The organism is Methylophilus sp. DMC18 (assembly GCF_056314005.1).
This window is the reverse complement of the sequence record NZ_JBQUZE010000006.1, coordinates 40,846-64,618: the sequence shown is the minus strand read 5'-3', so window position 1 is coordinate 64,618 and position 23,773 is coordinate 40,846. Positions and strand designations below refer to the sequence as shown.

Annotated in this window: 22 protein-coding genes; 5 read left to right on the top strand and 17 right to left on the bottom strand. The window is 55.1% G+C overall.

The window, feature by feature from the left end; all coding sequences use genetic code 11:
* The 7 genes from ACT53G_RS13520 to ACT53G_RS13490 are packed head-to-tail and all read right to left on the bottom strand — an operon-like array spanning position 1 to position 5,672.
* Positions 1–1,239 (bottom strand): beta-ketoacyl-[acyl-carrier-protein] synthase family protein, encoded by a 1,239-nt coding sequence (locus ACT53G_RS13520; protein WP_275356717.1) that lies wholly within the window; start codon positions 1,237–1,239, stop codon positions 1–3.
* Positions 1,239–1,493 (bottom strand): phosphopantetheine-binding protein, encoded by a 255-nt coding sequence (locus ACT53G_RS13515; RefSeq protein ID WP_313987085.1) that lies wholly within the window; start codon positions 1,491–1,493, stop codon positions 1,239–1,241. The genes ACT53G_RS13520 and ACT53G_RS13515 overlap by 1 nt, the downstream gene beginning before the upstream one ends.
* A gap of 31 nt (positions 1,494–1,524) precedes the next feature.
* A complete protein-coding gene (locus ACT53G_RS13510) occupies positions 1,525–2,364 on the bottom strand; it encodes an alpha/beta hydrolase (RefSeq protein WP_275356715.1) in 840 nt (279 codons plus the stop codon).
* Positions 2,361–2,729 carry an EamA family transporter gene (locus ACT53G_RS13505; protein WP_476169657.1) on the bottom strand — a complete coding sequence of 123 codons (369 nt, stop codon included), beginning with the start codon at positions 2,727–2,729 and terminating at the stop codon, positions 2,361–2,363. Before ACT53G_RS13505 ends, ACT53G_RS13510 begins: the two co-directional genes overlap by 4 nt.
* A complete protein-coding gene (locus tag ACT53G_RS13500; protein WP_476169707.1) occupies positions 2,726–3,598 on the bottom strand; it encodes an arginase family protein in 873 nt (290 codons plus the stop codon). Before ACT53G_RS13500 ends, ACT53G_RS13505 begins: the two co-directional genes overlap by 4 nt.
* A gap of 10 nt (positions 3,599–3,608) precedes the next feature.
* The gene (locus ACT53G_RS13495) at positions 3,609–4,982 is read right to left on the bottom strand and encodes an aspartate aminotransferase family protein (protein WP_338656648.1); all 1,374 of its coding nucleotides are present in this window, start codon (positions 4,980–4,982) and stop codon (positions 3,609–3,611) included.
* Between the two features lie 15 nt (positions 4,983–4,997).
* Positions 4,998–5,672, bottom strand: a complete 675-nt coding sequence (locus ACT53G_RS13490) for an MtnX-like HAD-IB family phosphatase (protein ID WP_194749363.1) — start codon at positions 5,670–5,672, stop codon at positions 4,998–5,000.
* A 208-nt stretch (positions 5,673–5,880) separates the two neighbouring features.
* On the opposite strand from ACT53G_RS13490, the gene ACT53G_RS13485 reads away from it, so the two are divergent.
* On the top strand, positions 5,881–6,552 hold the full coding sequence (locus ACT53G_RS13485; RefSeq protein WP_194749362.1) for a response regulator transcription factor: 672 nt from the start codon (positions 5,881–5,883) through the stop codon (positions 6,550–6,552).
* The gene (locus ACT53G_RS13480; protein ID WP_476169656.1) at positions 6,549–7,994 is read left to right on the top strand and encodes a sensor histidine kinase; all 1,446 of its coding nucleotides are present in this window, start codon (positions 6,549–6,551) and stop codon (positions 7,992–7,994) included. The genes ACT53G_RS13485 and ACT53G_RS13480 overlap by 4 nt, the downstream gene beginning before the upstream one ends.
* A 122-nt stretch (positions 7,995–8,116) precedes the next feature.
* On the opposite strand, the gene ACT53G_RS13475 is transcribed toward ACT53G_RS13480, so the two are convergent.
* The gene (locus ACT53G_RS13475) at positions 8,117–8,623 is read right to left on the bottom strand and encodes a hypothetical protein (protein WP_338656643.1); all 507 of its coding nucleotides are present in this window, start codon (positions 8,621–8,623) and stop codon (positions 8,117–8,119) included.
* Positions 8,624–8,875: 252 nt separating this feature from the next.
* Between ACT53G_RS13475 and ACT53G_RS13470 the strand changes: the two genes are divergently transcribed.
* From ACT53G_RS13470 to ACT53G_RS13460, 3 genes are all read left to right on the top strand, one after another.
* Positions 8,876–9,049 carry a DUF1328 domain-containing protein gene (locus tag ACT53G_RS13470; protein WP_194749360.1) on the top strand — a complete coding sequence of 58 codons (174 nt, stop codon included), beginning with the start codon at positions 8,876–8,878 and terminating at the stop codon, positions 9,047–9,049.
* A gap of 115 nt (positions 9,050–9,164) precedes the next feature.
* Positions 9,165–11,399, top strand: coding sequence for a RelA/SpoT family protein (locus ACT53G_RS13465; RefSeq protein ID WP_476169655.1), 2,235 nt, complete (start codon positions 9,165–9,167; stop codon positions 11,397–11,399).
* A 43-nt stretch (positions 11,400–11,442) separates the two neighbouring features.
* Positions 11,443–11,814 carry a YidH family protein gene (locus ACT53G_RS13460; RefSeq protein ID WP_476169654.1) on the top strand — a complete coding sequence of 124 codons (372 nt, stop codon included), beginning with the start codon at positions 11,443–11,445 and terminating at the stop codon, positions 11,812–11,814.
* 45 nt (positions 11,815–11,859) lie between these two features.
* Here ACT53G_RS13460 and ACT53G_RS13455 read toward each other — a convergent pair whose 3' ends face one another.
* The 9 genes from ACT53G_RS13455 to ACT53G_RS13415 all read right to left on the bottom strand — a co-directional run bounded on the left by ACT53G_RS13455 (position 11,860) and on the right by ACT53G_RS13415 (position 23,695).
* Complete coding sequence (locus tag ACT53G_RS13455; RefSeq protein WP_194749357.1) at positions 11,860–13,020, bottom strand: efflux RND transporter periplasmic adaptor subunit; 1,161 nt, start codon at positions 13,018–13,020, stop codon at positions 11,860–11,862.
* Positions 13,013–16,207 carry an efflux RND transporter permease subunit gene (locus ACT53G_RS13450; RefSeq protein WP_476156667.1) on the bottom strand — a complete coding sequence of 1,065 codons (3,195 nt, stop codon included), beginning with the start codon at positions 16,205–16,207 and terminating at the stop codon, positions 13,013–13,015. Before ACT53G_RS13450 ends, ACT53G_RS13455 begins: the two co-directional genes overlap by 8 nt.
* Positions 16,200–17,141, bottom strand: a complete 942-nt coding sequence (locus ACT53G_RS13445) for a VTT domain-containing protein (RefSeq protein ID WP_379073608.1) — start codon at positions 17,139–17,141, stop codon at positions 16,200–16,202. Before ACT53G_RS13445 ends, ACT53G_RS13450 begins: the two co-directional genes overlap by 8 nt.
* A 65-nt stretch (positions 17,142–17,206) precedes the next feature.
* A complete protein-coding gene (locus tag ACT53G_RS13440; RefSeq protein WP_194749354.1) occupies positions 17,207–18,301 on the bottom strand; it encodes a calcium:cation antiporter in 1,095 nt (364 codons plus the stop codon).
* A gap of 72 nt (positions 18,302–18,373) precedes the next feature.
* Positions 18,374–19,258 carry an efflux RND transporter periplasmic adaptor subunit gene (locus ACT53G_RS13435; RefSeq protein ID WP_476169653.1) on the bottom strand — a complete coding sequence of 295 codons (885 nt, stop codon included), beginning with the start codon at positions 19,256–19,258 and terminating at the stop codon, positions 18,374–18,376.
* An 11-nt stretch (positions 19,259–19,269) separates the two neighbouring features.
* Complete coding sequence (locus ACT53G_RS13430; protein ID WP_194749352.1) at positions 19,270–19,482, bottom strand: DUF1656 domain-containing protein; 213 nt, start codon at positions 19,480–19,482, stop codon at positions 19,270–19,272.
* A gap of 12 nt (positions 19,483–19,494) precedes the next feature.
* Positions 19,495–21,666 carry an FUSC family protein gene (locus ACT53G_RS13425; RefSeq protein ID WP_476169652.1) on the bottom strand — a complete coding sequence of 724 codons (2,172 nt, stop codon included), beginning with the start codon at positions 21,664–21,666 and terminating at the stop codon, positions 19,495–19,497.
* A complete protein-coding gene (locus tag ACT53G_RS13420; protein WP_476169651.1) occupies positions 21,644–23,131 on the bottom strand; it encodes an efflux transporter outer membrane subunit in 1,488 nt (495 codons plus the stop codon). Before ACT53G_RS13420 ends, ACT53G_RS13425 begins: the two co-directional genes overlap by 23 nt.
* Positions 23,132–23,191: 60 nt before the next feature.
* Positions 23,192–23,695, bottom strand: a complete 504-nt coding sequence (locus ACT53G_RS13415) for a MarR family winged helix-turn-helix transcriptional regulator (protein WP_313987048.1) — start codon at positions 23,693–23,695, stop codon at positions 23,192–23,194.
* Positions 23,696–23,773 lie beyond the last annotated feature (78 nt).

Below are 23,773 nucleotides of genomic sequence, written 5' to 3'. Positions count from 1 at the left end.
TTAGATCTTTCTCAAAATAAGGACACCGCTGGTGCCGCCAAAGGCAAACGAGTTACTCATGACAGTCTCGAGATGCTGAACGGGTTGCGCCTGGTTGGCCACGTAATTCAAATCACATTCCGGGTCCGGGGTGTGCAAATGCATGGTGGGTGGCAAGGTGTTTTGCTGCAAGGCGACAATGCAGGCGACCAACTCGACCGCGGCCGCAGCGCCCATCAAGTGACCATGCATGGATTTGGTGGAGCTGACCGGAATCTGCGCCGCCGCCTCACCGAACACTTGCTTGATCGCACGGGTCTCGGTTACATCGTTGAGCTGGGTGCCGGTGCCGTGAGCATTGATATAGCTGATCTGCTCAGGGTTGAGGCCGGCATCTTGCAAGGCTTTTTGCATGGCCAGGGCCTGACCTTCGACCGAAGGCTGGGTCATATGGCTAAAGTCATTTGACGTACCAAAACCGACGATTTCCGCCAGAATATGCGCGCCGCGCGCACTGGCATGTTCGTAGGTTTCGAGCACGAACACGGCTGCACCTTCGCCGAGTACCAGGCCCGTTCTATCGGCAGAAAACGGTTTGCAGGAGGCTGCAGCGGCTTGCGGGTCTTCTTTGGCGAGGGTACGCAATGCCTCCCAGGCCTTGATGGTACCAAAGGTGAGCAAGGCTTCACTGCCGCCGGCCAGCGCCGCTTCACAGCGGCCAAAGGCAATCTGTTTGGCGGCTTCACCAATGGCAATCGCGGCAGAAGAACATGCGGTGGAAATGGTTTGATTCGGGCCAGCGAGCTGGTATTTGGTCGCAATTTGCGAGGCAGCGGCACTGTTCATCGCCATCAGTACCGTAAACGGTTTGAGCCGGTTCAGGCCCTGTTTGAACAAGCGCGCATAGCCTTCTTCCGTGGCGGCAGCGCCACCCATGCCGGTGCCGATAAAGCAACCAAGCGCGTCTGGACTGAAGGCAGCTAAATCGATACCAGACTGCTGCAAGGCTTGCTCGGCACTGTGCAAGGCAAACTGGCTGACCCGGTCGAGCAAGGCTAGCTCCTGGCGGCTGAAATGCTGCTCGGGCTCAAACTGACACTGGGCAGCAATCCGCGTTTCGAGTTGCTCGGCAAACTCGGCCTTGAGCGCACCAATGCCTGACACCCCATTCAACAGGCTTTGTTGAAAGGTCGTCACATCGTTGCCTAGCGGCGAAACGATGCCCGCCCCCGTGATCACCACCCGACGCGGCATGCTCATTATGCGCTGGCCTCGGTCTTGAGCAAGTCGTCCAGCATGCGCACCACATCTTCTACGGTGGCAATCTCTTCTGAAGGGTTAGGCACCTTGATGCCATACTGATCTTCAGCCTGGAAGATAATGTCAAAAATATCCAGCGAGTCCAGGCCAAGGTCGACCAGCTTGCTCTGCGGTGTAATCGTCTTCTGGTCTATCTCCAGCTTGCTGGCGATCAGGCCGCTGACGACTTCAAATGTATTCTGTGTATTCTGCATAAGCACTCCTTACTTATCTCACTTCTAGTGATCAGGCGTTAATCACGGACAAACAAAACTCTGCACTGCGTCTGGCGATATCATCCTTGCGCTTGTCCAGTGTCACCACGTGGTAGGTATCGCCGATATAAAAGGTTTCCACATGCTTGCTGGCAATTTCTTTTTCTACCAGATAGGCATTTTTAAGGCTGGCCATGTCATCCTCGGTCGAATGCACAATCAATACCGGGCAAGTGACTTGTGGCAGCTGCTTGCGCGCTGCGCGGATCAATTTGACACTCTGGTAGATGACGGTCGCCGGGGTCTTGAAATAGCCGATTTTTTCCGAGGTACGGGCATCCTTGTTTTCAAGCACGGCAGCCACCATGGCGCGTGTACGCTCGCACTTGATGCCATAAGGCGCGGTTTCTTCCCACTGCATGACATAGCGCAAGGGCGAATACAGCACCAGGGGCAACAAAAATCGTTGCTTGAACAGGGGGATATTCCAGCCGTCATATACAAAGGTCGCCGACAACAGCACCACGCCAGCCACTTCTTTGCCGTGTTTGGCAGCCACCAGCAAGGCAATCAGTGCGCCCATAGACAGGCCTGAAACAAACACGCTTTTATAATGTTTGCGCATCTCGAGAAAGACGGCTTCAATCGAGGTAAACCACGCTTGCCAGCGGGTGCGACTCAACTCCTGCACCGAGGCACAATGCCCGGCCAGCACCGGGCACACGACAGACAGGCCTTTGCGGGCGATTTGCTTGCCGTAATGTTTCATTTCTGCAGGCGTGCCGGTCAAACCGTGGACCAGTAATACGGCATGTTCTGACTGTTGCAGCCAGAAGCCGTTTTCGCCTATCAGTTGTTGCAATGTGTTCATGTGTTGCTCCCTAACAACCCAACGCCGGCCACAATGAGCAAGGCCCCCAGCCAGCGCTTCATGCCAATCTGTTCATTTAGCGCCAGTCGTGACACCAGCATGATCAATACAATGGTGATGCTATACATCGGAAAAGCCTGGCTCAGCGAAGAGGCGGACAAATAGGTAATCCAGATCACGTATTCCACCACGTAGACCAGCAAGCCGGCCGGCACATGCCAGCGGGTCAGGCAAGACCGCAACAGCGCCATCGGCGAAGTTTCTACCGTGGTTTCCGGTTGCATGGCACCCAGCTTAAACAAGGTGGTGCCCAGCGTATCCAGCAGGACGGCTGCGACAAATAATGCGCCGGTATGTATCATCATGCGCCCCCCTTCAGGGCATGCAACAAGCGCAGGTTGGCGGCAGCATTAACCCGGGCGGCAGCCTGCACAGTCTCGCGCGGATGCACTTTGCGGTCTAAATAAGAGGCGATCCATTTGAGTGGCGAGCGGAACCGCAACGGCGAAAAGTCGCCCACTGTATCCGCACCTATGAGCTGTTTATGCTGGCTGAGCGCCTGAATCACGGTGGTAACGGTGGTCAGAGGCAGACTCCCCTGCTCCCAGTTGGTCTTGGCGTCTGCCGCTTGCAGGCAGTCTTTATCAATGCTGATATAGACCTGCTCAGTGTCTATGTACGACAGCACCTCTTGAATCCCCGTCACCAGGTCTTGCGCCAGCTTGCTGTGCAAAAACAGGGGCTGCGGCGCATTCACCTGCACCTTGCGATAGGGCAACAAAATGATTTTTTGCTGCAGAAAGCTTTCTACATCGCCTTTTTTAAACTGATCGTGATCAATATCGCCACTTTCGAGGCCGACGATGATCACGCGCTTGACCTGTGGCAAACGGGCCAGTTGATAGACCCAGGTACCACAGTGATACTGATGCGGTGGCTGCATCCAGTCAGGATGATTGTCAAACAGCACCACCGTCAACGGCGTTTCAAAACGCGCAATCAAGGCCAGTGAGATATGGTGGTAGTCGCCGGAACCAATCAGCGAAAATTGCGGCAGGCTTGTGCGCGGCCGCAACTGGCTGGCCATGGCGGCAAACGCCTTGGCGGAAGCCCACAGGCGCGTCGCCGTTTCATGCTGGCGCATGGCATGCAGCACCGGCTGCACCCCTTGCGCGTTCAGCATGGCCAGCTGCGCCTGAATGCTGCCATCAAAATCGTAAGCGACCACTTCCATCTCAAGCAAGTTACTCTGCCCCGCAACGCTTGAGCAGCATTTCAAACAGCTGGATACCCAGGTCGATTTCTTCCTCGGTAATCATCAGCGAAGGCGCCAGCGTGATCACGTTTTTCTCGTAGCCACCGATATCCAGCACCAAGCCATACTGCTTGTCACCGATCAGCAAATCGCCTTTCAGGCCTTCGTTAAACATGCGGTCAGCCAGGGCACGACTCGCGGTGAAACCGTCGCTCTCGCACAACTCGATTCTGAGCGCCAGGCCCAGACCGCTGACATCGCCCACGCACTTCCAGCGCGACTTCAGCTCATGCAAACGTTTGAGGAAATGCGCACCACGTTGACGCACATGCGGCTCAAAATCAGACTCTTGCGTCATCTTCAACACTTCGAGCGCCACGGCAGTGCCGAGCGGATTCGAGGCAAAAGTAGAGTGGGTTGAGCCTGGTGGGAATTTTTCAGGCGAGATCAATTCTTCACGCGCCCAGATGCCGGACAGCGGATTCAGGCCGTTGGTGATCGCCTTACCAAACACAAAAATATCCGGCACGATGCCAAAGTTTTCCCAGGACCACAATTTACCCGTCCGGTAAACGCCCATCTGAATTTCGTCGGCCACCAGCAACACATTGCGTTTTTTCAGTGAAGCTTGCAGCTTTTGCATATATCCCTCAGGCGGAATAATGTAGCCGCCGGTCCCCTGCATAGGCTCAATATAAAACGCGCCAAATTCACACTGTTTGGATTTTTCATCCCAGAAAGACTGGTATTCGGTTTCAAACAGTTTTTCAAACTCTTTGTGGCAATAGGTATCGCAAGTTTCCACTTTCATGTCATACGGACAACGGAAGCAGTATGGATATGGCACAAAGTGCGCGCGGTCAGAAAAGTTGCCAAACCGGCGGCGGTAACGGTAGCTGGAAGTAATCGCAGAGGCGCCCAGCGTACGGCCGTGGTAACCGCCCATAAATGCAAACTGATGTGTTTTACCGGTATGGTTACGCACCACTTTCAAGGAGTCTTCAACCGCCTGTGCCCCGCCGACGTTGAAGTGGACGCGGCCTTTGACCCCATATTTTTCTTCCATGTAGCGGCAGATGATTTCTGCCAGCTCGACTTTTTCCTTGTGCAGGTATTGGCTGGCCAGTTGAGGCAAGGTATCAATCTGCTTTTTCAGCACATTGGCAATGCGCTCGTTTTTGTAGCCGAAATTGACAGCGGAATACCACATTTGCCAATCGAGGTATTTCACCCCTTTTTCGTCATACAAAAAGCTGCCATCACAGCCCTCAAACACTTTGGGAGGATCGGCATAGTTCACCGTGTCACCATGTGAACAGTACTGATTGTTCTTATCAAGAATTTCTATAATTTTTTGGTCCATAATGAAATCGCCTCACTAGGCTGTTTGGTGGGTAAGGGTGGTTGAAATCTGACATTCGGGCCAGTCTTGCAAGACGGCCACCACATCGTCAAAGGTTGAAAACGGAATAAAAGGAATCTGGTTTTTTTCGCAATGCTTGACCAGTGAGCCTTTGGCAAATACCACATCAGCGCGTTTGGCCAGACAGGCGTCTGACTTGCCATCGCCGATCAACACCACTTTTTCGCCAGGATAGGCGCGCTGGGCCGTGGCAATCGCACATTTGCAATTGCCGTTGCCGCCCGCACAATCAGGCTGACGGTTAGGGAAAGTCATGCGGATGCCTTTGGGTTCAAAATTCAGGCGATTGGCAAACACCGGCAGCTCAGGAAAGGCGGAGTGTTGCATGGAAACCTTGATCGCATGATCCAGGCCATCACTGGCAATCACCACACGCGCAAATTGGCGGGCAAAGCTATGAAACTGGCAAAAGCTACGGTCTAGCTCTATGGTGCGGAAAAAACTTTCGAGGGCAATGTGATCGGCTTCAACCAGCGCCAACTGGTTGCTCATGCAGGTGACGGCATCGATCTCGCCCGCCAGCCACGACTGCTCATACTGCTGCCAACGGTCATCGGCAAACTTCTCCAGCAAGGCATCAATCGTGTCCGACTTTGAAATGGTGCCATCAAAATCCACAATAAATAACATCACCCTCTCCTTATTTTTCGACAACAGCAATCTGGTCCGAACAGCAGGCCTCTCCTGTTGCGCCTACCGGTCAATCTTGGTTACGGCGTCATCATGCAGTCAAATTCTTACGAAACACTTACAGTCATTCAGTGGCCAAATTGATGTAAGCAAGCTGTAAGTAGGCATGAGGCAAGCTAGCAGTAATCTTGAAGCAGGACTCAGATGAATGCGTATTTTGTTGGTTGAGGATGATGTGGTACTCGGTGATGCCGTCGTGCAATCGCTAGTCAATGCAACCTATGCGGTTGACTGGTTCAGAAATGGCAAGGACGGTGTACTGGCGGCACAAGCACAAACCTATGATCTGGTGTTACTGGATTTGGGGTTGCCGTTTTTAACCGGCTTTGAAGTCATTCAGCGCTTGCGCAACAGCAAACAATCCGTCCCTATCATCGTGCTGACCGCGAATGACAACCCGGATGATATCGTCAACGCCTTTGACATGGGCGCGGATGATTACCTGATCAAACCATTCAGACTGCCCGAGCTGGCTGCCAGGATCCGTGCCCAGATCCGGCGCGTGAATGCGCACTACTCCTCCAAGATTACGATAGGTCCACTGGAACTGGACACCAAGGAGCATAGCGTTCACCTCAAGGGCGAGAAACTCAGTGTGTCGCCACGCGAGTTTTCCTTACTGGAAACCCTGGCCAATAAATGCGGCAAGTTGGTGACCAAAGAGGCGCTGATTGAAAGCCTGTGCAACTGGGAACAGGATATCGGCCAGAACGCGATTGAGGTTTATGTGCACCGCTTGCGCAAAAAACTGGGCGACGGCGAAGTCTGCATTTCCAACGTACGCGGTCTGGGCTATATCATGGAACAAAAAAACCCATGAATCGACTGTTCAAATTGAGCCAGGGCCGCACCCTGCGCAAACAGTTATTCTTGTGGGTGACCATCCCCATGTTCATCCTGGTGCCGCTGGACACCACCATTTTGTACAAGGTAGGAAGCCACTTTATTGAGCAATCGTTTGATGAGATGCTGGAGGATATTGCCAATGACGTGATCGCCATGATCAGCGAATCCGGCAAGACCCCGGAAAATTTCAGAATGAGCACCGAATCACAAACAGTGCTGTTTTCTGACAAGGATGATAAAACCTATTTTGCGATTTACGACGCGCAAGGCCATTATTTAAGTGGCGACCCGACACTGCCCTTTAACCACAAGGACAGCTTGAATCATCGTCATTTACGCTATGCCAGAGCGCATGGCGAGGTCGTGCGATTGCTTAATCAGAAAAGCACGATTGTCGATCGTCAGAACCAGCCGCTCATGTACTCGGTGTTGATTGCCGAAACCGTGCACAAACGTAATGACTTGCGCAGCCGGATTCTATTCGCCATCGTCCTGCCACAGTTGCTCCTGCTGCTGGTCTGCAGTGTCATGCTGTTAGCCGGGGTGACCAAGGGTCTACGGCCACTGCACGAGCTCAACGAAGAGATCGCCAAACGCTCCAGCACGCAACTGGACCCGGTCATGCTCAACAACGTGCCCGAAGAGGCCATGGTGTTGATCAACTCGATCAATCTGCTCATGGGCAGGCTCAATAACGCCATCCTGGCGCAGAACCAGTTTATTGCCGATGCCGCCCATCAATTGCGTACCCCATTGGCGGGCATACAGGCGCAACTGGAGCTGGCATTGCGCCATGAGAAGGCCAAGGACCAGTCTCAACACCAGCTGGGCATGATCAGCGAAAGCGTGAGCAAGCTCACACATATCGTCAACCAGTTGTTGCGGCTGTCAAATAACCAGCCTGAAGCCGCTAACGTGATTGCGCTCAAACCTGTCAATCTGCTGGCCCTGGCCCAAGATGCCTGCGTGGAAGTGATTCATTTTGCACTGAAAAAAAATATAGATCTGGGACTGGAATCCAGTGGTGCCGGGCCTTTGCCAGACTTCACCATCCATGCCGACAAGCAACGCCTGAAGATTCTGCTGGTCAACCTGCTGGACAATGCGGTGCGCTATACACCGGAAGGGGGCAAGGTGACGCTGTCTGTGATTGCCCAGGAAAAATGGACGGAAATCCAGGTGGAAGACAACGGTATCGGCATCCCGGAAGAAGAGCATGCCATGGTGTTTGAACGCTTTCACCGCGTGCTCAACCATTCACAGGAAGGCAGTGGCTTGGGCTTGTCCATCGTCAAGGAGATTGTGGCGCTGCATAGTGCCAGCATCACCGTTAGCGCTGGCGCAGAGGGCATAGGCACGTTGATGAGGGTGCGGTTTCAACGGCCAGACGCTGGCGGCCCGACCAAGCTGAGCTAAGGCATTACGTACTTCGCTAGGTCTGATGCACTATGCTTGGAACAGTATGGGCTGAAAGCGAGCGGTTGCTGGCCATCCAACCCACCCTGGCATCATGCTCCATCTTGATAGGGAGAACGATCTTACGATTTGATTTTACGTGCTGGCCGACTCGGCGGATTCAGCGTGGCATATAAATTAATCAGGCTGCGTTGCTGACCATCAGAACACAGCTGAAAATGAATCAGGTACTGCTTGCCGACGCGGATAAACTGGTGGGCGGCCTGAATCTCTTCTAGCGTCAATACCGGGTTTTCACCGACATTGGTGGCCACATCCAGCGCATTGCCTTGCCAGTCAAACTTGATTTTCTCAGGCGTCATGCCACTTTCACTATAGGCCACGGTTTTGATTCTGGCCATGGTGACTTGCTGCTGGCAGTCAGGCGACACTTCATCCAGATTCACCAGCGCAATGACGGCAGGCTTGCTTGTGGATTTGCTACCGTGCTTATCCTCAGTCACCGTCATGGCACTGATCACTTTGGCACTATCGCTGGAAGCCAGTGCAAAAGAGACCGGCCACCAAAGACTAAACAGGCAACTTCCTGTGACCAGCCAGGCTGCTCGACACTGTTTGATCCCGCCCATGACTGCGCCCTCCTGCAGGTTAACTCATTTGCACTCCGCCATTCACACTGGCGGACTTGCCTATTTTTGATTTGAAATAATATACGCGCATTTTGACGCTCGCCAAGCACTTTTATACTTGTCAATCACGCATGATCCGACTGCGCGCTGCGTCAGCCTTTTCTGACTGGCAGTCACGACAGAGGCTGATAGTGCGCATGCCAGGCTTTTTTTATCATGAGCATGTATTTAACCAATTGGGAAAGGTCGAACATGCTTTATTACGCACTCTTGTTTCTGGTCATTTCATTTATCGCCGGGCTCTTGGGGTTTAGAGGCGTTGAGTCGGGCGCGGCCACCATCTCCAAGGTATTTTTCTTTATTTTCCTGCTGCTGGCCATCGGCATTGCGCTGGCAACGGTGCTTGGCATCAGTATGATCGCTTAATATCCATTCAACCCTGGCAGCGGACACCACCTTCCGCTGCGGGTACACGTCCTGATCCATGCGTCAGGACGTGTTTTATCTTTACGCTGCCTGGGGATAGCGGCGATAATAGGGCATGGTTTCTGGTCACCGCTCTACTCACACGCCCACTGTACTTGATCCACAGGCACTCAGTTTGTGGATGGATTCCTTAGCGCAACGGTTTACGGCTGATGAATTGACACAAATACGGCAGGCGGCTGAGCTGGCAGCGTCTCTGTATGCGCAACACCATGCCATCAACCGTTGTCCCCTATTGCAACATGCCTTAGAAACGGCCTCTACCCTCTCGGATATCCACATGGATGCAGACAGCCTGACTGCCTGCATTCTGTATGCCGCGCCAGACTTTCTTGATGACTGGTCCGTCCACTTATCTACCCGCTTCAATCCGTGCGTTGTCAGTCTGATAGAGGGTATTTCGCGCATGTCACAGATCCATGCCTTGAGTGAAATGGATGGCTTGCACCATGCGGACGCCAAAGCGGACCACAAACAGAATGACCGCGCGCAACAATTGGAAGCGCTGCGCAAAATGCTATTGGCCATGGTGCAAGATATCCGGGTCGTGTTGATCAAGCTGGCAGAGCGTACCCAGTTATTACGGCATTTGTCTGGCGCCAGCCCTGAGCAACAAGTGCAGATTGCCCGCGAGAACCAGAGTATCTTTGCCTCGCTGGCCAACCGCCTGGGCGTGTGGCAACTCAAATGGGAACTCGAAGACTTATCCTTACGCTACCTCGAACCGCAGCTGTATAAAGAAGTCGCGAAAATGCTGGACGAACGGCGTGTGGATCGTGAACAGTATATTGCAGAGGTCGTGCGGCAGCTGCAGCATGAACTGACCCAAGCGGGCATCCAGGGGGAAGTGAGCGGGCGGCCAAAACACATCTACAGCATCGTGAAAAAAATGCGTAGCAAGCATCTGCAATTTAACCAGCTGTATGATGTGCGTGCGGTACGCATCATGGTGCAAGATGTGAAGGACTGCTATACCGCACTTGGCCTGGTGCATCACTTGTGGCAACCGATTCCCGGTGAGTTTGATGACTATATTGCCCGCCCCAAAAGCAACAACTACCGGTCCCTGCACACGGCTGTCAGCGGCCCTCGTGGCCTTGCAGTGGAGGTGCAGATCCGCACGTTTGAAATGCACCAGCATTCCGAGCTGGGCGTTGCCGCACATTGGCGCTATAAGGAAGGTGGAAAATCCGACGCGAAATTCGACGAAAAAATTGCCTGGTTGCGCCAGATCTTGTCCTGGAAGGATGAGGTCGCTGATCACGGTGATTTGCTGGAGCAATTCAACAATGCGTTATTCCAGGACAAAGTATACGTGTTGACACCACAAGGCAAAGTCATGGACTTGCCCAAAGGCGCCACCCCCATAGACTTTGCTTACGCTTTACACACAGACCTGGGTCATCGCACCCGCGGCGCGAAAATCGACGGCCAGATCGTCCCCTTGCATACCAAGCTGGAAAACGGCCAGCGGGTGGAAATCCTGACCGCCAAACATGGCGCCCCCAGCCGAGACTGGCTGAACCCTGCGCTCGGCTTTTTGCAAAGTGCCAGTGCGCGCGCTAAGGTTCGCCACTGGTTTAAATACCAGCATTTTGAAGAAAACGTCGCCCAGGGCCGGGCTAAATTGGACAAAGAGTTACACCGTGCCGGTGCCAGTAGCCTGCCGCTTGAAAAAGTCGCACAACAGCTGCAGTTCCAGAAACTGGAAGATTGCCTGGCAGCGATTGGCCGCGGCGACATCAGCGAACACCAGATTGCCATCACCATTCAGGGGGAATTGACACCGGTGGCGCAAGGCAATGCGCCAGCCATCATCAAGCGCCCCAGCGCCTCTCAGGTGAACCATGCGGGCATTATGATTGAAGGCATAGGCAATGTACAAACCACCATGGCCAAATGCTGCAAGCCGGTGTCGCCAGAACCGATAGTCGCGTATCTGACGCGCAACCACAGTGTGACCATCCACCGCCAGGCGTGCTCGTTTATTACGCGGCTCGACCAGACACGCCACAACCGTCTGCTCAATGCGCAATGGGGCAATAAACAATCTGGCGTATACGAAGTGGATATTGTGCTGGAAGCGAATGACCGTCAGGGATTGTTGCGTGACATCAGCGAGCTGTTTGCGCGTGAAAAAATCAATACCACAAAAGCGAACACGCTCAGCCGCAACCATGTGGCGCTCATGCACTTTACGGTGGAACTGGTTGACCTCGACCAGCTAGAGCACTTGCTGGCAAGGCTCAAGCAAGTGCCAGGCGTGATCATGGCCCAGCGACAGACCTAAGCCACGTTGAATGATGACATCATGAAACAGGAGAATCCAGCACATGTCTTACCTCGATGACCCACGGGTTTATTTTGCGGCAGAACGGACATTGCTGGCCTGGCAACGTTCAGCCATTGCCCTGATGGGGCTGGGCTTTGTGATTGAGCGTTTTGGCTTGTTTATGCAGCTCATGGCACAGGGTCAGCCAGTGTCGCCCTCCCAAAGCATGTTATCGCTCTATCTCGGGGTTGGATTTATTCTGCTGGGGGCCTGTACGGCAATCTTGTCTGCCATCCAATTTCTGCTGTTTTACCAATCACTCAGCACACAGGAAAGACCACGTGGCCACGTTTACTGGCTGCCACCGGCGGTCAACTTGTTCCTGGCGGTCTCTGCTGCGGCATTAAGCGGCTGGTTAGTGTTTACTCGCTAGCCTTTCCAGGCACGAATAAACTGGATTTTCAGGTTTACGCGGTCATCATTTTTCCGCTGCGGCCCTCATGGCAATATTGACCTGATCCCCATCGTTGAGACCATCTGGCGGATTCTCTACCACCATATCCGTGCTTGTCAGGCCGGACTGCACTTCCAGTTGCTTACCCAGGTCACGCGCAATGGTAATCGTTTTTAAAGTCACCTTGCGATCTTTACCAACGGTAGCCACCTTGAGGCCATTCTGGTCAAAAATCAGTGCACTGGCAGGAATGCTCAGGCGCGCGACGGCATCATTGAATAGCAGATTGACATTGGCAAAGCCCCCGGGCAAAAAACGGCCCGCCGCATTATCCACCAGTAACTGTACCAGCGTTGTACCAGAGGACGCATTGATGGCACCTGAAGTTGATTGTATCGTGGCCTCGAACGCTTCACCCGCGGCTTCCGGTACGGTAAACCTGGCTTTGTCACCGGTCCGGATCTGACCGACATAATTTTGTGGCACATTGATATAGAGGCGCAACTTGCGTGTGTTGGACACTTCAAATAGCGGCAATACCGTCGCACTGCTACTGCCCGCATTAATCAGCGCGCCAGTGTCGGTATTGCGCGCTGTCACTGAGCCGTCAAACGGCGCCACGATGCGGGCAAAACTTTTGAGGGCGAGCAACCGGTTGACATTGGCTTCGGCCGCCTTCACGATCGCCTGCTTGCTTTGCAAGTCTCCCACTTTTTCATCCACCGCCTGACGGGCAATCGACTGCGTTTTTAGCATCTCCTGCCAGCGCTTGGCCGTGGTTTCTGCCAGTGCCACATTGGCTTGCGCACTGGCGAGATCGGCTTTGGCTTGCAACAATTCCTGATCCAGATCCGGCGTCTCGATCTCGGCCAGCAATTGCCCACTTTTCACCCGCGTGCCGATATCGGCTTTCCAGGATTTGAGATAGCCACTGACGCGCGCATAGATCGGTGCACGCGCATAAGCCTCAAATCGCCCTGGCAAGATCAGGCTGCCCCCTTGGTCAGACTGTGCAGGCGTGTGGATACTGACCGTCGGAATCGACTGCTGGTCGGTCCAGGCCTTGACGCTGGCGTCATGGCTGTGACGGCTGCTGATGCCCGCAATCACAATGCCACTGGCGATCAGGGCCAAGATCAGGCCCGCCAGCTTGAGGCCCCGGCTGGCCGTGGGTGGATTACTCATGGATAGGGTCTCCTGAATCACTGACTGGCCCTGAAACACTTGCCTCAGGGGAAGCCTGTCGTTTTTGATGAATCGCACTAAAGACAACGGGTACAAACAGCAGGGTGGCGACGGTGGCAAACAGCAGGCCACCGATCACAGCCCGGCCCAACGGCGCATTCTGCTCGCCGCCCTCGCCCAGGCCCAAAGCCATGGGGGTCATGCCGATGACCATGGCCAGCGCGGTCATGAGTACTGGCCTAAAGCGGACGAAGCCCGCCTCCAGCGCCGCAGCAGTCGCATCTTGCAACACAGCCAGCCGTTCGCGGGCAAAGCTGATCACCAGCACACTATTGGCCGTCGCCACCCCCATACACATGATGGCGCCGGTCAGGGCGGGCACCGACAAAGGCGTGAAGGTCACAAACAGCATCCAGACGATACCGGCCAGCGCCGCTGGTAAAGCTGAAATAATCACAAACGGGTCACTCCAGGATTGCAGGTTGACCACAATCAGCAGGTAAATCAGCACAATGGCGCCCAGCAGTCCAAAGAACAGGCCGGTAAATGCGCTTTGCATGGTCTGCACCTGGCCCAGCATCACCACGCTGGCGGCTTTAGGTACTTGCGCTTGCGTGTCCTCCAGAATCTTGCGGATATCGGCGGCCACCGCCCCCAAGTCGCGGTCCTGCGTGCTGGCATGAATCTGCACCATGGGCTGGATATCATATTGGCTGATGACGGCATTGCCGACACTGCGTTTAAATGTTGCCAACCCACCCAATGTCTGCAGCGGCGCATCTGCACCGCCTATCGGCAGGTTGGCCAGCGTGTTGAGGCTATCGAGCTGGTATTGCGGGGTTTGCAGCACAATCGGGTAAGTCACGCCATTAGCTGGGTTCAACCAATAAGTCGGGGAGACTTGCGAACTGCCCGCCAGGTTCACCACCAGGCTATTGGTCACGTCGCGCGTACTGATGCCCAACTCCTGCGCACGGGTTTTATCGACGGTAATTTCAAAACCGGGACGCCGACGCGACTGCTGGATACGCGCATCGACCACACCCGGCACTGCGCGGATGCGCGCCAGCAACTGGTTGGCATAGACAAAATCTTCGGCCAGCTTGCCGCCGCGAATCTGGATGTCAATCGGGGCCGGTGAGCCAAAATTGAGGATCTGACTGACAATATCCGCTGGCGGGAATGAAAAGGTCGTATCCGGAAACTGCCTGGGCAGCACTTCGCGCAGGGTACGGATGTAATCTGCCGTCGGCGCATGCTCGGGTTTGAGCGCAATCTGGATATCACCATCATGTGCACCAGTGAGGCCGGTATTGTTATAGGCCATGTTGATACTGCTGATCGGCATGCCGATGTTGTCGACGATGGTGAGGATTTCCTCCGGCGGGATCACCTGTTTGATGGCTGCCTGGATGCGGGCAAAACGGTTGGCGGTGTCTTCAATACGGGTGCCGACCGGTACGCGGGCATGCATGAGGATTTGGCCACTATCCACCGCCGGAAAAAAGTTACGTCCCAGCATGGGCAGCAATAAAAATGACAGCATGACCAGCAACATAAAGCCGATCATAAACAGTCGGCGGTGGGCAATCGCCAGGCTCAGCAAGCCATGATAGCCCTGCCGGAGCTGCTCGAAGCGGGTTTCAAAGTGTTGCTGGAACCTGACCAGCGGATTGCGGCTGGCTGGGCGGTGTTCACCTGCGACATGTGGTTTGAGCAAGTAATTGGCCATGGTCGGGACCAGGGTCCGTGACAAAATAAACGAGCTGACCATGGCAAACATGACGGCTTCGGCCATGGGCACGAATAAAAAGCGCGACACGCCCTCAAGAAAAAACATGGGCACAAACACGATACAAATACACAGCAGCGACACAAACGCAGGCGTCACAATCTGTGCGGCACCATCGAGAATGGACTGCTCGACCGGCTTGCCTTGCTCCAGGTGCCAGTTAATATTTTCAATAGTCACGGTGGCCTCATCGACCAGCAAACCTACTGCCAAGGCGAGGCCACCCAGGGTCATGATATTGAGCGTCTCGCCTATCGCCGACAGCCCCATCACCGCCCCCAGAATAGACAAGGGAATGGAGGTGGCAATGATCAGTGACGAGCGCCAGCTGCCCAAAAACAGCAGGATCATGAGGCTGGTGAGCACCGCCGCCAGCACGCCTTCAAAAACCACGCCTTCAATCGCCGCGCGCACAAACAGCGACTGATCGTTGATCGGGGTTGCCACCAGCGTCTCAGGCAGGGCCGGCTTGATTTCTTCCAGTTTGGCCTTGATACCATCGACAATATCCAGCGTCGAGATGGCGCCGTTTTTGAGGATGGTCATCAGCACCGAACGGTTGCCATCCACATGCACGATATTGGTTTGTGGCGGGTTGCCATCACGTACCTGACCGATATCTCGCATATAGACGGTGGCGCCATTAACCACCTTGACCGGGATATTGGACAGCTCTTCAATTTGAGTGACGGCATTATTCAGGTTCAGCGTGTATTCAATGCTGCCAATTTTTTGCGTCCCCACCGGTACGATCATATTGTGCGCAGCCAGCGCATTGGCAATATCCTGTGCCGACAAGCCACGGGCCTGCAACGCGGCCGGATTCAGGTCAATCTGGATCTGCCGGCTTTTGCCGCCATAGGGAAATGGCACGCCCGCACCGGGCACCGTGACCAACCGGATACGCACGGCATTCAGGCCCAGGTCAGCCAGGTTCTGCTCGGTCAGCCCTTTACCAGACAAGGCAATCTGCAAGATGGGCACCGTGGAGGCGTTATAGTTAAGAATCAACGGCGGCGTGGTGCCGGCGGGCATCTGCCGCGTCACTGTTTGCGAAATCGCCGCCACCTGCGCATTGGCGGTGGCGATATTGACGCCCATATGGAAAAAGATTTTGACGATGGCAAACCCATTGTATGAATTGGCCTCGATATGCTCGATATCGTTGACGGTGGTGGTCAGGCTGCGCTGATATAGCGTACTGATGCGGCCCGCCATGTCATCTGGCGGCAAGCCATTGTATTGCCAGGCCACCGCTACCACCGGGATACGGATATCCGGAAAAATATCCACCGGGCTGCGCAGGGCAGACAAAGTACCAAAAATCAGAATCAGCAGCGCCATCACCACAAAGGTGTAAGGCCGTTTGAGGGCAATGCCAACCACATTAAACATGCGCGTCCTTTGCTGCGGTGATGGCAAAGCCGGCATCCCGCCAGGCATCAATGCCGCCGCTTAACGGGCGGATGTTGCGATAGCCACGACGAATCAGTTTTTTTGCCACTTTGGCCGCGGTGACCTCATTCGGGCAGGAGCAGTACAAAATAACGGGCGCATCTTCATCAATATCCAGCGTCAATTGGTCCACGTCTTCCAGCGTGACAAACTGTGCCCCCGGAATCCAGCCGTCTTCAATCAAGTGCGGGGCACGCGTATCCAGAATCACCGGCGCCGCATCACTGGCGATCAGTGTATGCAACTCTTGGACACTGATCCGCGCCATGCGCAGGCTTTTGAGAAAGCGTTGCCGGTCCCACCATTTGACCGCAATAAACGCGGTCAACAGCAGTAAAACCAGCCCGGTGCCCCATTTACCCATTTCGACCAGCGTCAGCATCAGCTCGTCAATGGCAGAACTGAACAGATTGCCCAACCACAATGCGGAGCCCGACCATAGCAGCGCGCCCAGGCCATCCATGAGCGCAAACAGCCAATAAGGCGTGCCGGATGATCCGGCCAGCGCACTCGAAATAGAGGCAAAGCCCGGGATAAATTTGCAGACCAGCAACGCGGGCGGGCCGAATTTCAGATAAAGCGCTTCGGTTTGTCGCACACAGGTGTCTGGCGACAAGGAGATTTTGCATAACTTGCCCATGACGCGCTTGCCATATTTGCGCCCGGCGCGGTACCAGATGGAGTCTGCCAGCAAGGCTGCCACCAGCGCCACCAGCAACATGGCCGCCCAGGAGTACTGGCCATTGCCGATCAAGACCCCGGCCAGCAGCAAGGTGGGATAGGCCGGTAAAGGCAAGCCCATCTGCTCCAGAAATACACTGGCAAACACAATCAGCAAGCCATATTGCTGAATCAGCTCAAGCACGACATTCATAACAGTTCTTTTTTAACGGGAAATCACACACAGACCATCACATGCCCATCATCACAAGTCAATCATCACATGCCTAGGGATGCCAGCATGGCAAACGCCATAAACAAGACAAAATGCGTCATGCCTTCAATCGCATTGGTTTCACCATCATGCAGATTAATGGTGGCCACAATCAAAGTCAAAAACGTCATCACCATCTGCGTGGGCGACAAGCCGACAATGAGCTGCCTGTCTTCAATCAGCGCAATCGCTTCAATCACCGGCACCGTCAAAATCACGGTAGACAAGGTGGCCCCGAGCGCAATATTGACTACAGTTTGCATGCGGTCATTAACGGCGGCCTTTAAGGCGGTGAGCACTTCCGGGCTGGCCGCAATAATCGCAACCACAATCGCCGCCACAATCGGCGGTACGCCGCTGCCAGTCAGGCCCGCATCCATATGCAGGCTCATTTCTTCAGACAGAAAGCCGATGGTAACGATGCCGGCCAGGATGTAAAGAATGGAAAATTTGACATTGGTACTGATCACCGGCACAGGCTGGCCCTGTTCCAGCATGGCCTGGTGCTGATCACGGTAGCTGAAGTAATTGCGGTGCCGCCCGGTTTGCATCTTGAGAAACAGCGCATAAAACACACTCATGGTCACGATGGTGAACATGGAATACACGCGCCAGTGCTCAGGCGGCAAAAAAGCGGGCAAGGCCATCGAGATGCCCAGCGCGGTCATGATCATGACGATATAGGTATTGCCCGAGTTGACGTTGTACTCGACCTCGCCGTACTTGATGCCGCCGACAATGGCACACAAGCCGAGAATGCCGTTGATATCCAGCATCACCGCGGAGTAAATCGCATCTCTGGCCAAGGTGGTCGAGGAGGTATGGCTGAGCATCATGACAATAATCACCACTTCGATGATGACAGCGCTGATGGTAAGGATCATGGTGCCATAAGGCTCTTTGAGCCGTTCGGCGACATATTCCACCTGAAACGATAACTGAAAAGCCAGGTTTATAATCAGCAAGACAAACAGGACCGCAATGATGAGCGACTCAGGCTGCCCGAGCGTGATGACTTTATCGGCTTGCGCCAGCGCCAGATAAGCGAGGATGGAAATGAGCAGGGACCACAGTCCCTGAGGCGGTTTTTCTTTAAGCATGCGCTTAGATTGTCATCAATGAGTTCTCATCTTAACAGAGCCGCGCCCTTCTGTTGCATGTTGCGCAATGCACTAGGGGTTGATGACCACCGAACACGTCATGCCTGCGACCAGCGTCAGGCCTGCCGGAATCTGGTCCAGCCGGATACGCACCGGGATGCGTTGTGCCAGCCGCACCCAGTTAAAGGTCGGGTTGACATTAGCCAGCAGGCGCACGTCGGTTGGGTTGTCGCGGTCGGTAATGCCGTGAGCAATGCTTTCCACGTGCCCCTTGAGCGTGGTGTGGCTACCCAGCAACTGCACGTCGGCTGCGTCACCCGGCTTGATCATGCTCACTTTGTGTTCCTCAAAATATCCATAGACCCAGAACGAGTGCTGATCGATGACTGCCAGCTTGGCCGCCCCGACCTGGGCAAAATCGCCGGGCCGTACCAGCAGGTTGGAGACCCAGCCGTCCACGGGGGAGCGCACCACGGTACGTTCCAGGTCGAGCTTGATTTTCTCGACCTGGGCGAGCGCGGCCTCATAGTCCGCCTTGGCCGCCAACGCCCCCAAATCGGTATCTTCACGGTTCTCGCGAGAAATGACTTCATCATCCAGATGGGCCCGGCGTTGCGCTTGTTGCTGCTTCATCTCCCATAGCGATTTGCGCTGCTGGGCCACGGCCTTGGCTTCGGCCAGGGCATGCGCATAATGCAGGGGGTCTATGCGGAATAGCACATCGCCTTGATGCACATACTGGTTATCGTGCACCGGCACCGCCGTCACCAGCCCGGCCACATCCGGGGCAATATTCACCACATCGGCGCGCACGCGGCCATCCCGTGTCCATGGGTAGTCGGTATAGCGCACCCACAACGTGTAAGCCAACCAGCCAGCTGCCACGGCAATGCCTAGCGTGATCCCTGCGCGCAGTACACCTGTGGTGACCTTCATCCAGATACGTTGCGTTTGCATGTGTCTCCCTTTCAATACACCATCAAGCCAAACAGCGAAAACAAGCCAAAAAACAGCGCCACCCGAAACAGCGCCGGGTACCAGAGCCGCTCGTAAATCACCCATGCCGCCAGCCATTGATCTAGCTGCCAGACCACCACGGCGGCGAGCAAAAAGGCGACGAACAGCGTCGGCACATGTGCATCCAGAAATGTCAGTTCACGCGGAATCCATGCATGCCACATGTGTCGTCTCCTTCATAAGGACCTAGGGCTGAGCGCAGGCATTTCGGTGTCGATCACCAGCCGGACAAAATGTAACTGCGTTACCAGCTTTTGCACTTGCGTCGGCGACAAGCTCTGCGCATATTCACCGCCTTGCAACCAGACCAAAAAGTGATCCAGCCATTGCAAGACCTGTTGCTGATGTTTGCGGCTGGGCTGTTTGTAGTCGTGTGCGACCAGCAACAGCGTATGTTGCACTAATCGCTGCGGCTGCGCAGGCAACGCCACCGCCGCCGTGCGCAAGGCCAGTACGGCATGGCCCATCTCCAGCGCCGCACACAATGCCTCTGCGACGTGGACGCTGTCTGCCGCTTGTGGTCTATGCAGGTCGCCCGAGCGCTGGATCAGGTCGCGTGCCCGCATTTCAAACGCCGCCGCGGTCATGGTGGTATTCAGGCAAGCCTCCACCACCAGCCCGCGCAATTGAGCCAGCAAGCGGCGCCTGGCCCAGGGGCTGGCGGCATAGTCAGTCAGGCTGAACAGGATGGCGGCCACCGCCAGCGCAATCATGAGCGCAATCGAATCATTGAAATATTTGACTGGCAGGTCACCCAGCGCCTGGTTAAAACCAACCATTAAAAAGTAGGCAATGCCCAGCCCAGCCCCGACAAGTGCGGTGGCAGGCCGGGCACTAAGCCAGGCCGTCAGCAAAATGGCCGGGGCAATCACGATGCACAACATGACGTAGTCGTGTGCCGCCGTCAGCCAGAACACATTGCTCAGGTAAACCAGCACAATGCCCAGTACCACGCCAAGCGTAAACTGGCGCAAGGTAGCCATCGGCGTCGGGCTGCCCGCAAACAAGGTGCTGGTAATCACGCCCAGGGTCATGGCCAGGATGCCAGAAGGCCAGTCTATGGTCATCCAGAGCACGGCCAGCACCAGCAAGGTGAGTGCGCCACGTGTCGCGGCAATTGCCACCGGCAACCAGTCAATATGCATTTGCAACTGCGCGGCTGCAAACTCGCGGCTGGCCACTTGCCGCTTGCGCGGATTGGCCACCAGCAACACATAGGTGTCCAGATAAGCCGCCAATTCGGCGGCCAAACGTTGCAACAACGCTGCCCCACTCTCGAATGTCAGCAACTGCGCCTCAGGCAGGGCCGACAAGGCCTGCCTCCTCCGCTGAAACGCGGTAGTAAACGCTTGCTGATACGCGGCAACCGCCTGTTGCAATTGCGTCAGCTCGGGCGCACTTGTGGCGGGTTGTCCTTTACTCAACACCGCCGTCGCCAGGGGTTGCATCAACTCCTGCAAAGCCTCGGCTTCATGCTTGCATCCACTGCGCTGCAGCCGCTGTTGCAGGCGCTCAAAGACGATGTAGGTGGTTGAAACCGCCATAAACTGCAGATTAAGCTGGTTAATCGTGGTGCTATGCACGCGCGCATCATCGGTTTCAAATTGCGCCGAAGCCCGGAAAGACTCCAGTTGATACAGGTCTTGCATAAACTTGAGCACGGGCTGATTCAGGCCAACAGCATCGCGCTGCCCAAGCAACAGACTGAAATCACGGAACTTGCCACGCACCACGGCCTGAATGGTTTCCCACAGGCGCTGCGGCAGCACCAGCTCGCTCACCAGGCTGGCACTAAGCAAGCCCACCCCGATTTCTGACATGCGCGTTGAGGCAATTTGAAAGGTGTGCCAGGGCGTCAACGTGGCTGGCAAGCCGACAATACACAGTGTGTAACCGGCCAGCACAAAGCCATAAGATTGAAAGTTGCGGTAAACCAGCGATCCCGCCGTGCACAAGCCTATCCAAAGCGCAGCCGCGATAAAAAACGGGAACCGGTCCTGCGCAAAACTGGCTACCAGTAGCAATGAAAACAGGATACCAATGCCCGTGCCGATCAACCGGTAGTAACTCTTGGTGATTACCATGCCCGAGCGAAAATGCATGACGATCACCACCGTCAACAGCGCCGTCGCCGGCTGGTCCATTTCCATTTTCAAAGCCAGCCATAAGGCCAGCCAAGAGGCGAGCAAATACTTGAACAAATATCCGATGAGCGGGAAATCCTGCCGGTACCAGTCTAGTCCGGCCTGTTGCGCACAGATGGCCAGCCACCGCCCCCCGTGGCCAAGTATTGCAATGCCAGCCGCCAGCGCGTGCCAACCTTGCCTAAGGGCGTGCCTGCGTTGCATGCGCCTCCTCCATCACGCCGCCACCCAAGGCCAGCATCAGTGCCGCATACGCCTCCAGGCGCGCGGCCTCCTGTTCGACCAGCACGTTTTTTTGCTGCAAGACCAGCAGATTGGTTTGCAGGCTCTCGACCCGGTTACTGAGTCCAGCGCGGTAGTTTTTCAGCGCCAGCCGATGGGCCTGCTCGCTCTTGTCCAGGGCTTGCCGGGTATTCGTCATTTCAGCCTCTACCGTTTGCATGACCGATAACTGGCTGGAGATGCGCTCAAGTGCCTTCAGCAGCGTGGCGTTGTAGTCCTCCACTGCCATGTCATATAAGGCCGTTTCGGCGGACAGATTGGCGCGGCGGCGGCCGCCATCAAACAGCGGCAATGTCATGGCTGGGCCCAGATTACCCACCAGACCGGCACTGGAAAACAGACTCGCAAACGCCAGTCCCTGAAAGCCGACATAGCCCAGCAAATTGATATTCGGGTAAAACGCTGCTTTGGCACTTTGTATGTGCTTCTGTGCCGCCTCCACCCGCCATCTGGCCGCCACCATATCCGGGCGACGGCCAACCAGGTTGGCGGGCAAGCGGTCGGGCAGGCCAACGCTGGCGGACAAATGCAAGGCCGGCCGGGTAATGCTTTCGCCAGCGCCAGGCCCCTCGCCGCTCAGTGCCGCCATCTGGTTTTTGAGCAAGGTCAGGTGCAAGTCTATCAATACCAGTTTGTTCTGCGCCGCTGGTAGCCTCGCCTCCAGACGACTCAGGGCGAGTTGGGTATTGAGTCCGGCCGCCAGGGCTTTTTGGGCAATGGCAATCTCGTGACGCAAATCGTCCAGCTCGTCTTGTGCCAGGTCGCGCCATTGATATTCGGCCGCGAGCTGTATCTCACTTTTGACCATCGCTGCCGTGAGCTCGATCTTGACCTGCTGCATTTCGGCGTCCGCCACCCGCGTTTCATCCAGTGCCGCCAGCCACGCCGATTTCTGCTGTTTCCACAGGTCCAGGTTGTAGGACATGTCTACGGTCGCCTGGTTGTTCCAGTTAAAGCGACCTGCCCACGGCTTGGGGATAAAGCTCAACTCGGTAAACCGCTCGCGTGAAGAGCTGACTTTACCGCCAAGGTTGGGCAAGGTGGCGGCATGGGCCTGCTCGGCCATGGCGGTGGTTACGGCTATTCGTGCCGTCGCTTTTTTGAGGTCAGGATGGTCATGCAGACTTTTCTCAATCAGACGGTTGAGCTGTGCATCCCCATAGACCTGCCACCAGTGCTCGGTGGGCCACGTCATGACAGGCGCCTCCGAAATGGTTTTACCCAGCGCTAACTGATCCTGTAGCAGTGGCTGCGACACGGGCGCAATGCCTTTACTGCTGAGACATCCATTGAGTAACAGCGCCAAGAGCCAGACCGCACTGCGCGCAACCTGCCAGGGCTGACGCGGCGACAAAACAGTCAGTGTTGAGGTGAAAGGCAGAGACATAAAGTATGGCTATTAATAGTACGGCATCAAACTAAATAATAAAAAAAATGATGCCGCCGTTTATTTAATCAAATCGACGCGGCTGGCCAATGTCGCCAAATCCGCAATCAGGGTGTCTCTTTGTGCCTTGGCCAGGACGTTCATAAACTGGGTGACGCATTGCACATAGTCCGGCATGACTTCATCGAGTTTTTGTTGCCCGGCCACCGACAAACGGATGAGGAATTTGCGCCTGTCACTGGTATCCATAAAGCGCGACACCAGGCCCTCACGCTCCAGCCCGTCAATGAAGCCAGTCATGGTGGCCTTGGTCACGCCGGCTTTGTCGGCCAGGTCTGAAGGTGAAGAAGTCAGGTCATCCTGCCGCATGAGCAACACCAGCACCCACCAGCGGCCTTGCAGCAAGCCATGCCTGGCCAGTAACGCATCCAGCGCCGTCGAAATATCCGACGCGGCGCGCAAAATACTGACAAAGTCAGAAATCGCTGTAATGTCTGTGCCAGGATAGCGGGTCACAAACTTTTCCAGGCTTTTGGAGGTGGGTAATTCTTTTAATAGCAACATAGTACGGATCAGTATAGTATGGCATCAAACAAAATGCAAGTACTGCTGTTAAGAGCCCTTGTTGTTTGATGTAGGCTC

Bases quoted from the DNA above. Each gene is read 5' to 3' on its own strand.
- ACT53G_RS13445 (WP_379073608.1), bottom strand. From the start codon at position 17,141: ATGAATGTCGTGCTTGAGCTGATTCAGCAATATGGCTTGCTGATTGTG.
- ACT53G_RS13495 (WP_338656648.1), bottom strand. From the start codon at position 4,982: ATGGACCAAAAAATTATAGAAATTCTTGATAAGAACAATCAGTACTGT.
- ACT53G_RS13480 (WP_476169656.1), top strand. From the start codon at position 6,549: ATGAATCGACTGTTCAAATTGAGCCAGGGCCGCACCCTGCGCAAACAG.
- ACT53G_RS13515 (WP_313987085.1), bottom strand. From the start codon at position 1,493: ATGCAGAATACACAGAATACATTTGAAGTCGTCAGCGGCCTGATCGCC.
- ACT53G_RS13520 (WP_275356717.1), bottom strand. From the start codon at position 1,239: ATGAGCATGCCGCGTCGGGTGGTGATCACGGGGGCGGGCATCGTTTCG.
- ACT53G_RS13455 (WP_194749357.1), bottom strand. From the start codon at position 13,020: ATGAGTAATCCACCCACGGCCAGCCGGGGCCTCAAGCTGGCGGGCCTG.
- ACT53G_RS13430 (WP_194749352.1), bottom strand. From the start codon at position 19,482: ATGTGGCATGCATGGATTCCGCGTGAACTGACATTTCTGGATGCACAT.
- ACT53G_RS13435 (WP_476169653.1), bottom strand. From the start codon at position 19,258: ATGCAAACGCAACGTATCTGGATGAAGGTCACCACAGGTGTACTGCGC.
- ACT53G_RS13510 (WP_275356715.1), bottom strand. From the start codon at position 2,364: ATGAACACATTGCAACAACTGATAGGCGAAAACGGCTTCTGGCTGCAA.
- ACT53G_RS13425 (WP_476169652.1), bottom strand. From the start codon at position 21,666: ATGCAACGCAGGCACGCCCTTAGGCAAGGTTGGCACGCGCTGGCGGCT.
- ACT53G_RS13505 (WP_476169657.1), bottom strand. From the start codon at position 2,729: ATGATGATACATACCGGCGCATTATTTGTCGCAGCCGTCCTGCTGGAT.
- ACT53G_RS13420 (WP_476169651.1), bottom strand. From the start codon at position 23,131: ATGTCTCTGCCTTTCACCTCAACACTGACTGTTTTGTCGCCGCGTCAG.
- ACT53G_RS13450 (WP_476156667.1), bottom strand. From the start codon at position 16,207: ATGTTTAATGTGGTTGGCATTGCCCTCAAACGGCCTTACACCTTTGTG.
- ACT53G_RS13465 (WP_476169655.1), top strand. From the start codon at position 9,165: ATGGTTTCTGGTCACCGCTCTACTCACACGCCCACTGTACTTGATCCA.
- ACT53G_RS13490 (WP_194749363.1), bottom strand. From the start codon at position 5,672: ATGTTATTTATTGTGGATTTTGATGGCACCATTTCAAAGTCGGACACG.
- ACT53G_RS13440 (WP_194749354.1), bottom strand. From the start codon at position 18,301: ATGCTTAAAGAAAAACCGCCTCAGGGACTGTGGTCCCTGCTCATTTCC.
- ACT53G_RS13415 (WP_313987048.1), bottom strand. From the start codon at position 23,695: ATGTTGCTATTAAAAGAATTACCCACCTCCAAAAGCCTGGAAAAGTTT.
- ACT53G_RS13500 (WP_476169707.1), bottom strand. From the start codon at position 3,598: ATGGAAGTGGTCGCTTACGATTTTGATGGCAGCATTCAGGCGCAGCTG.
- ACT53G_RS13470 (WP_194749360.1), top strand. From the start codon at position 8,876: ATGCTTTATTACGCACTCTTGTTTCTGGTCATTTCATTTATCGCCGGG.
- ACT53G_RS13475 (WP_338656643.1), bottom strand. From the start codon at position 8,623: ATGGGCGGGATCAAACAGTGTCGAGCAGCCTGGCTGGTCACAGGAAGT.
- ACT53G_RS13460 (WP_476169654.1), top strand. From the start codon at position 11,443: ATGTCTTACCTCGATGACCCACGGGTTTATTTTGCGGCAGAACGGACA.
- ACT53G_RS13485 (WP_194749362.1), top strand. From the start codon at position 5,881: ATGCGTATTTTGTTGGTTGAGGATGATGTGGTACTCGGTGATGCCGTC.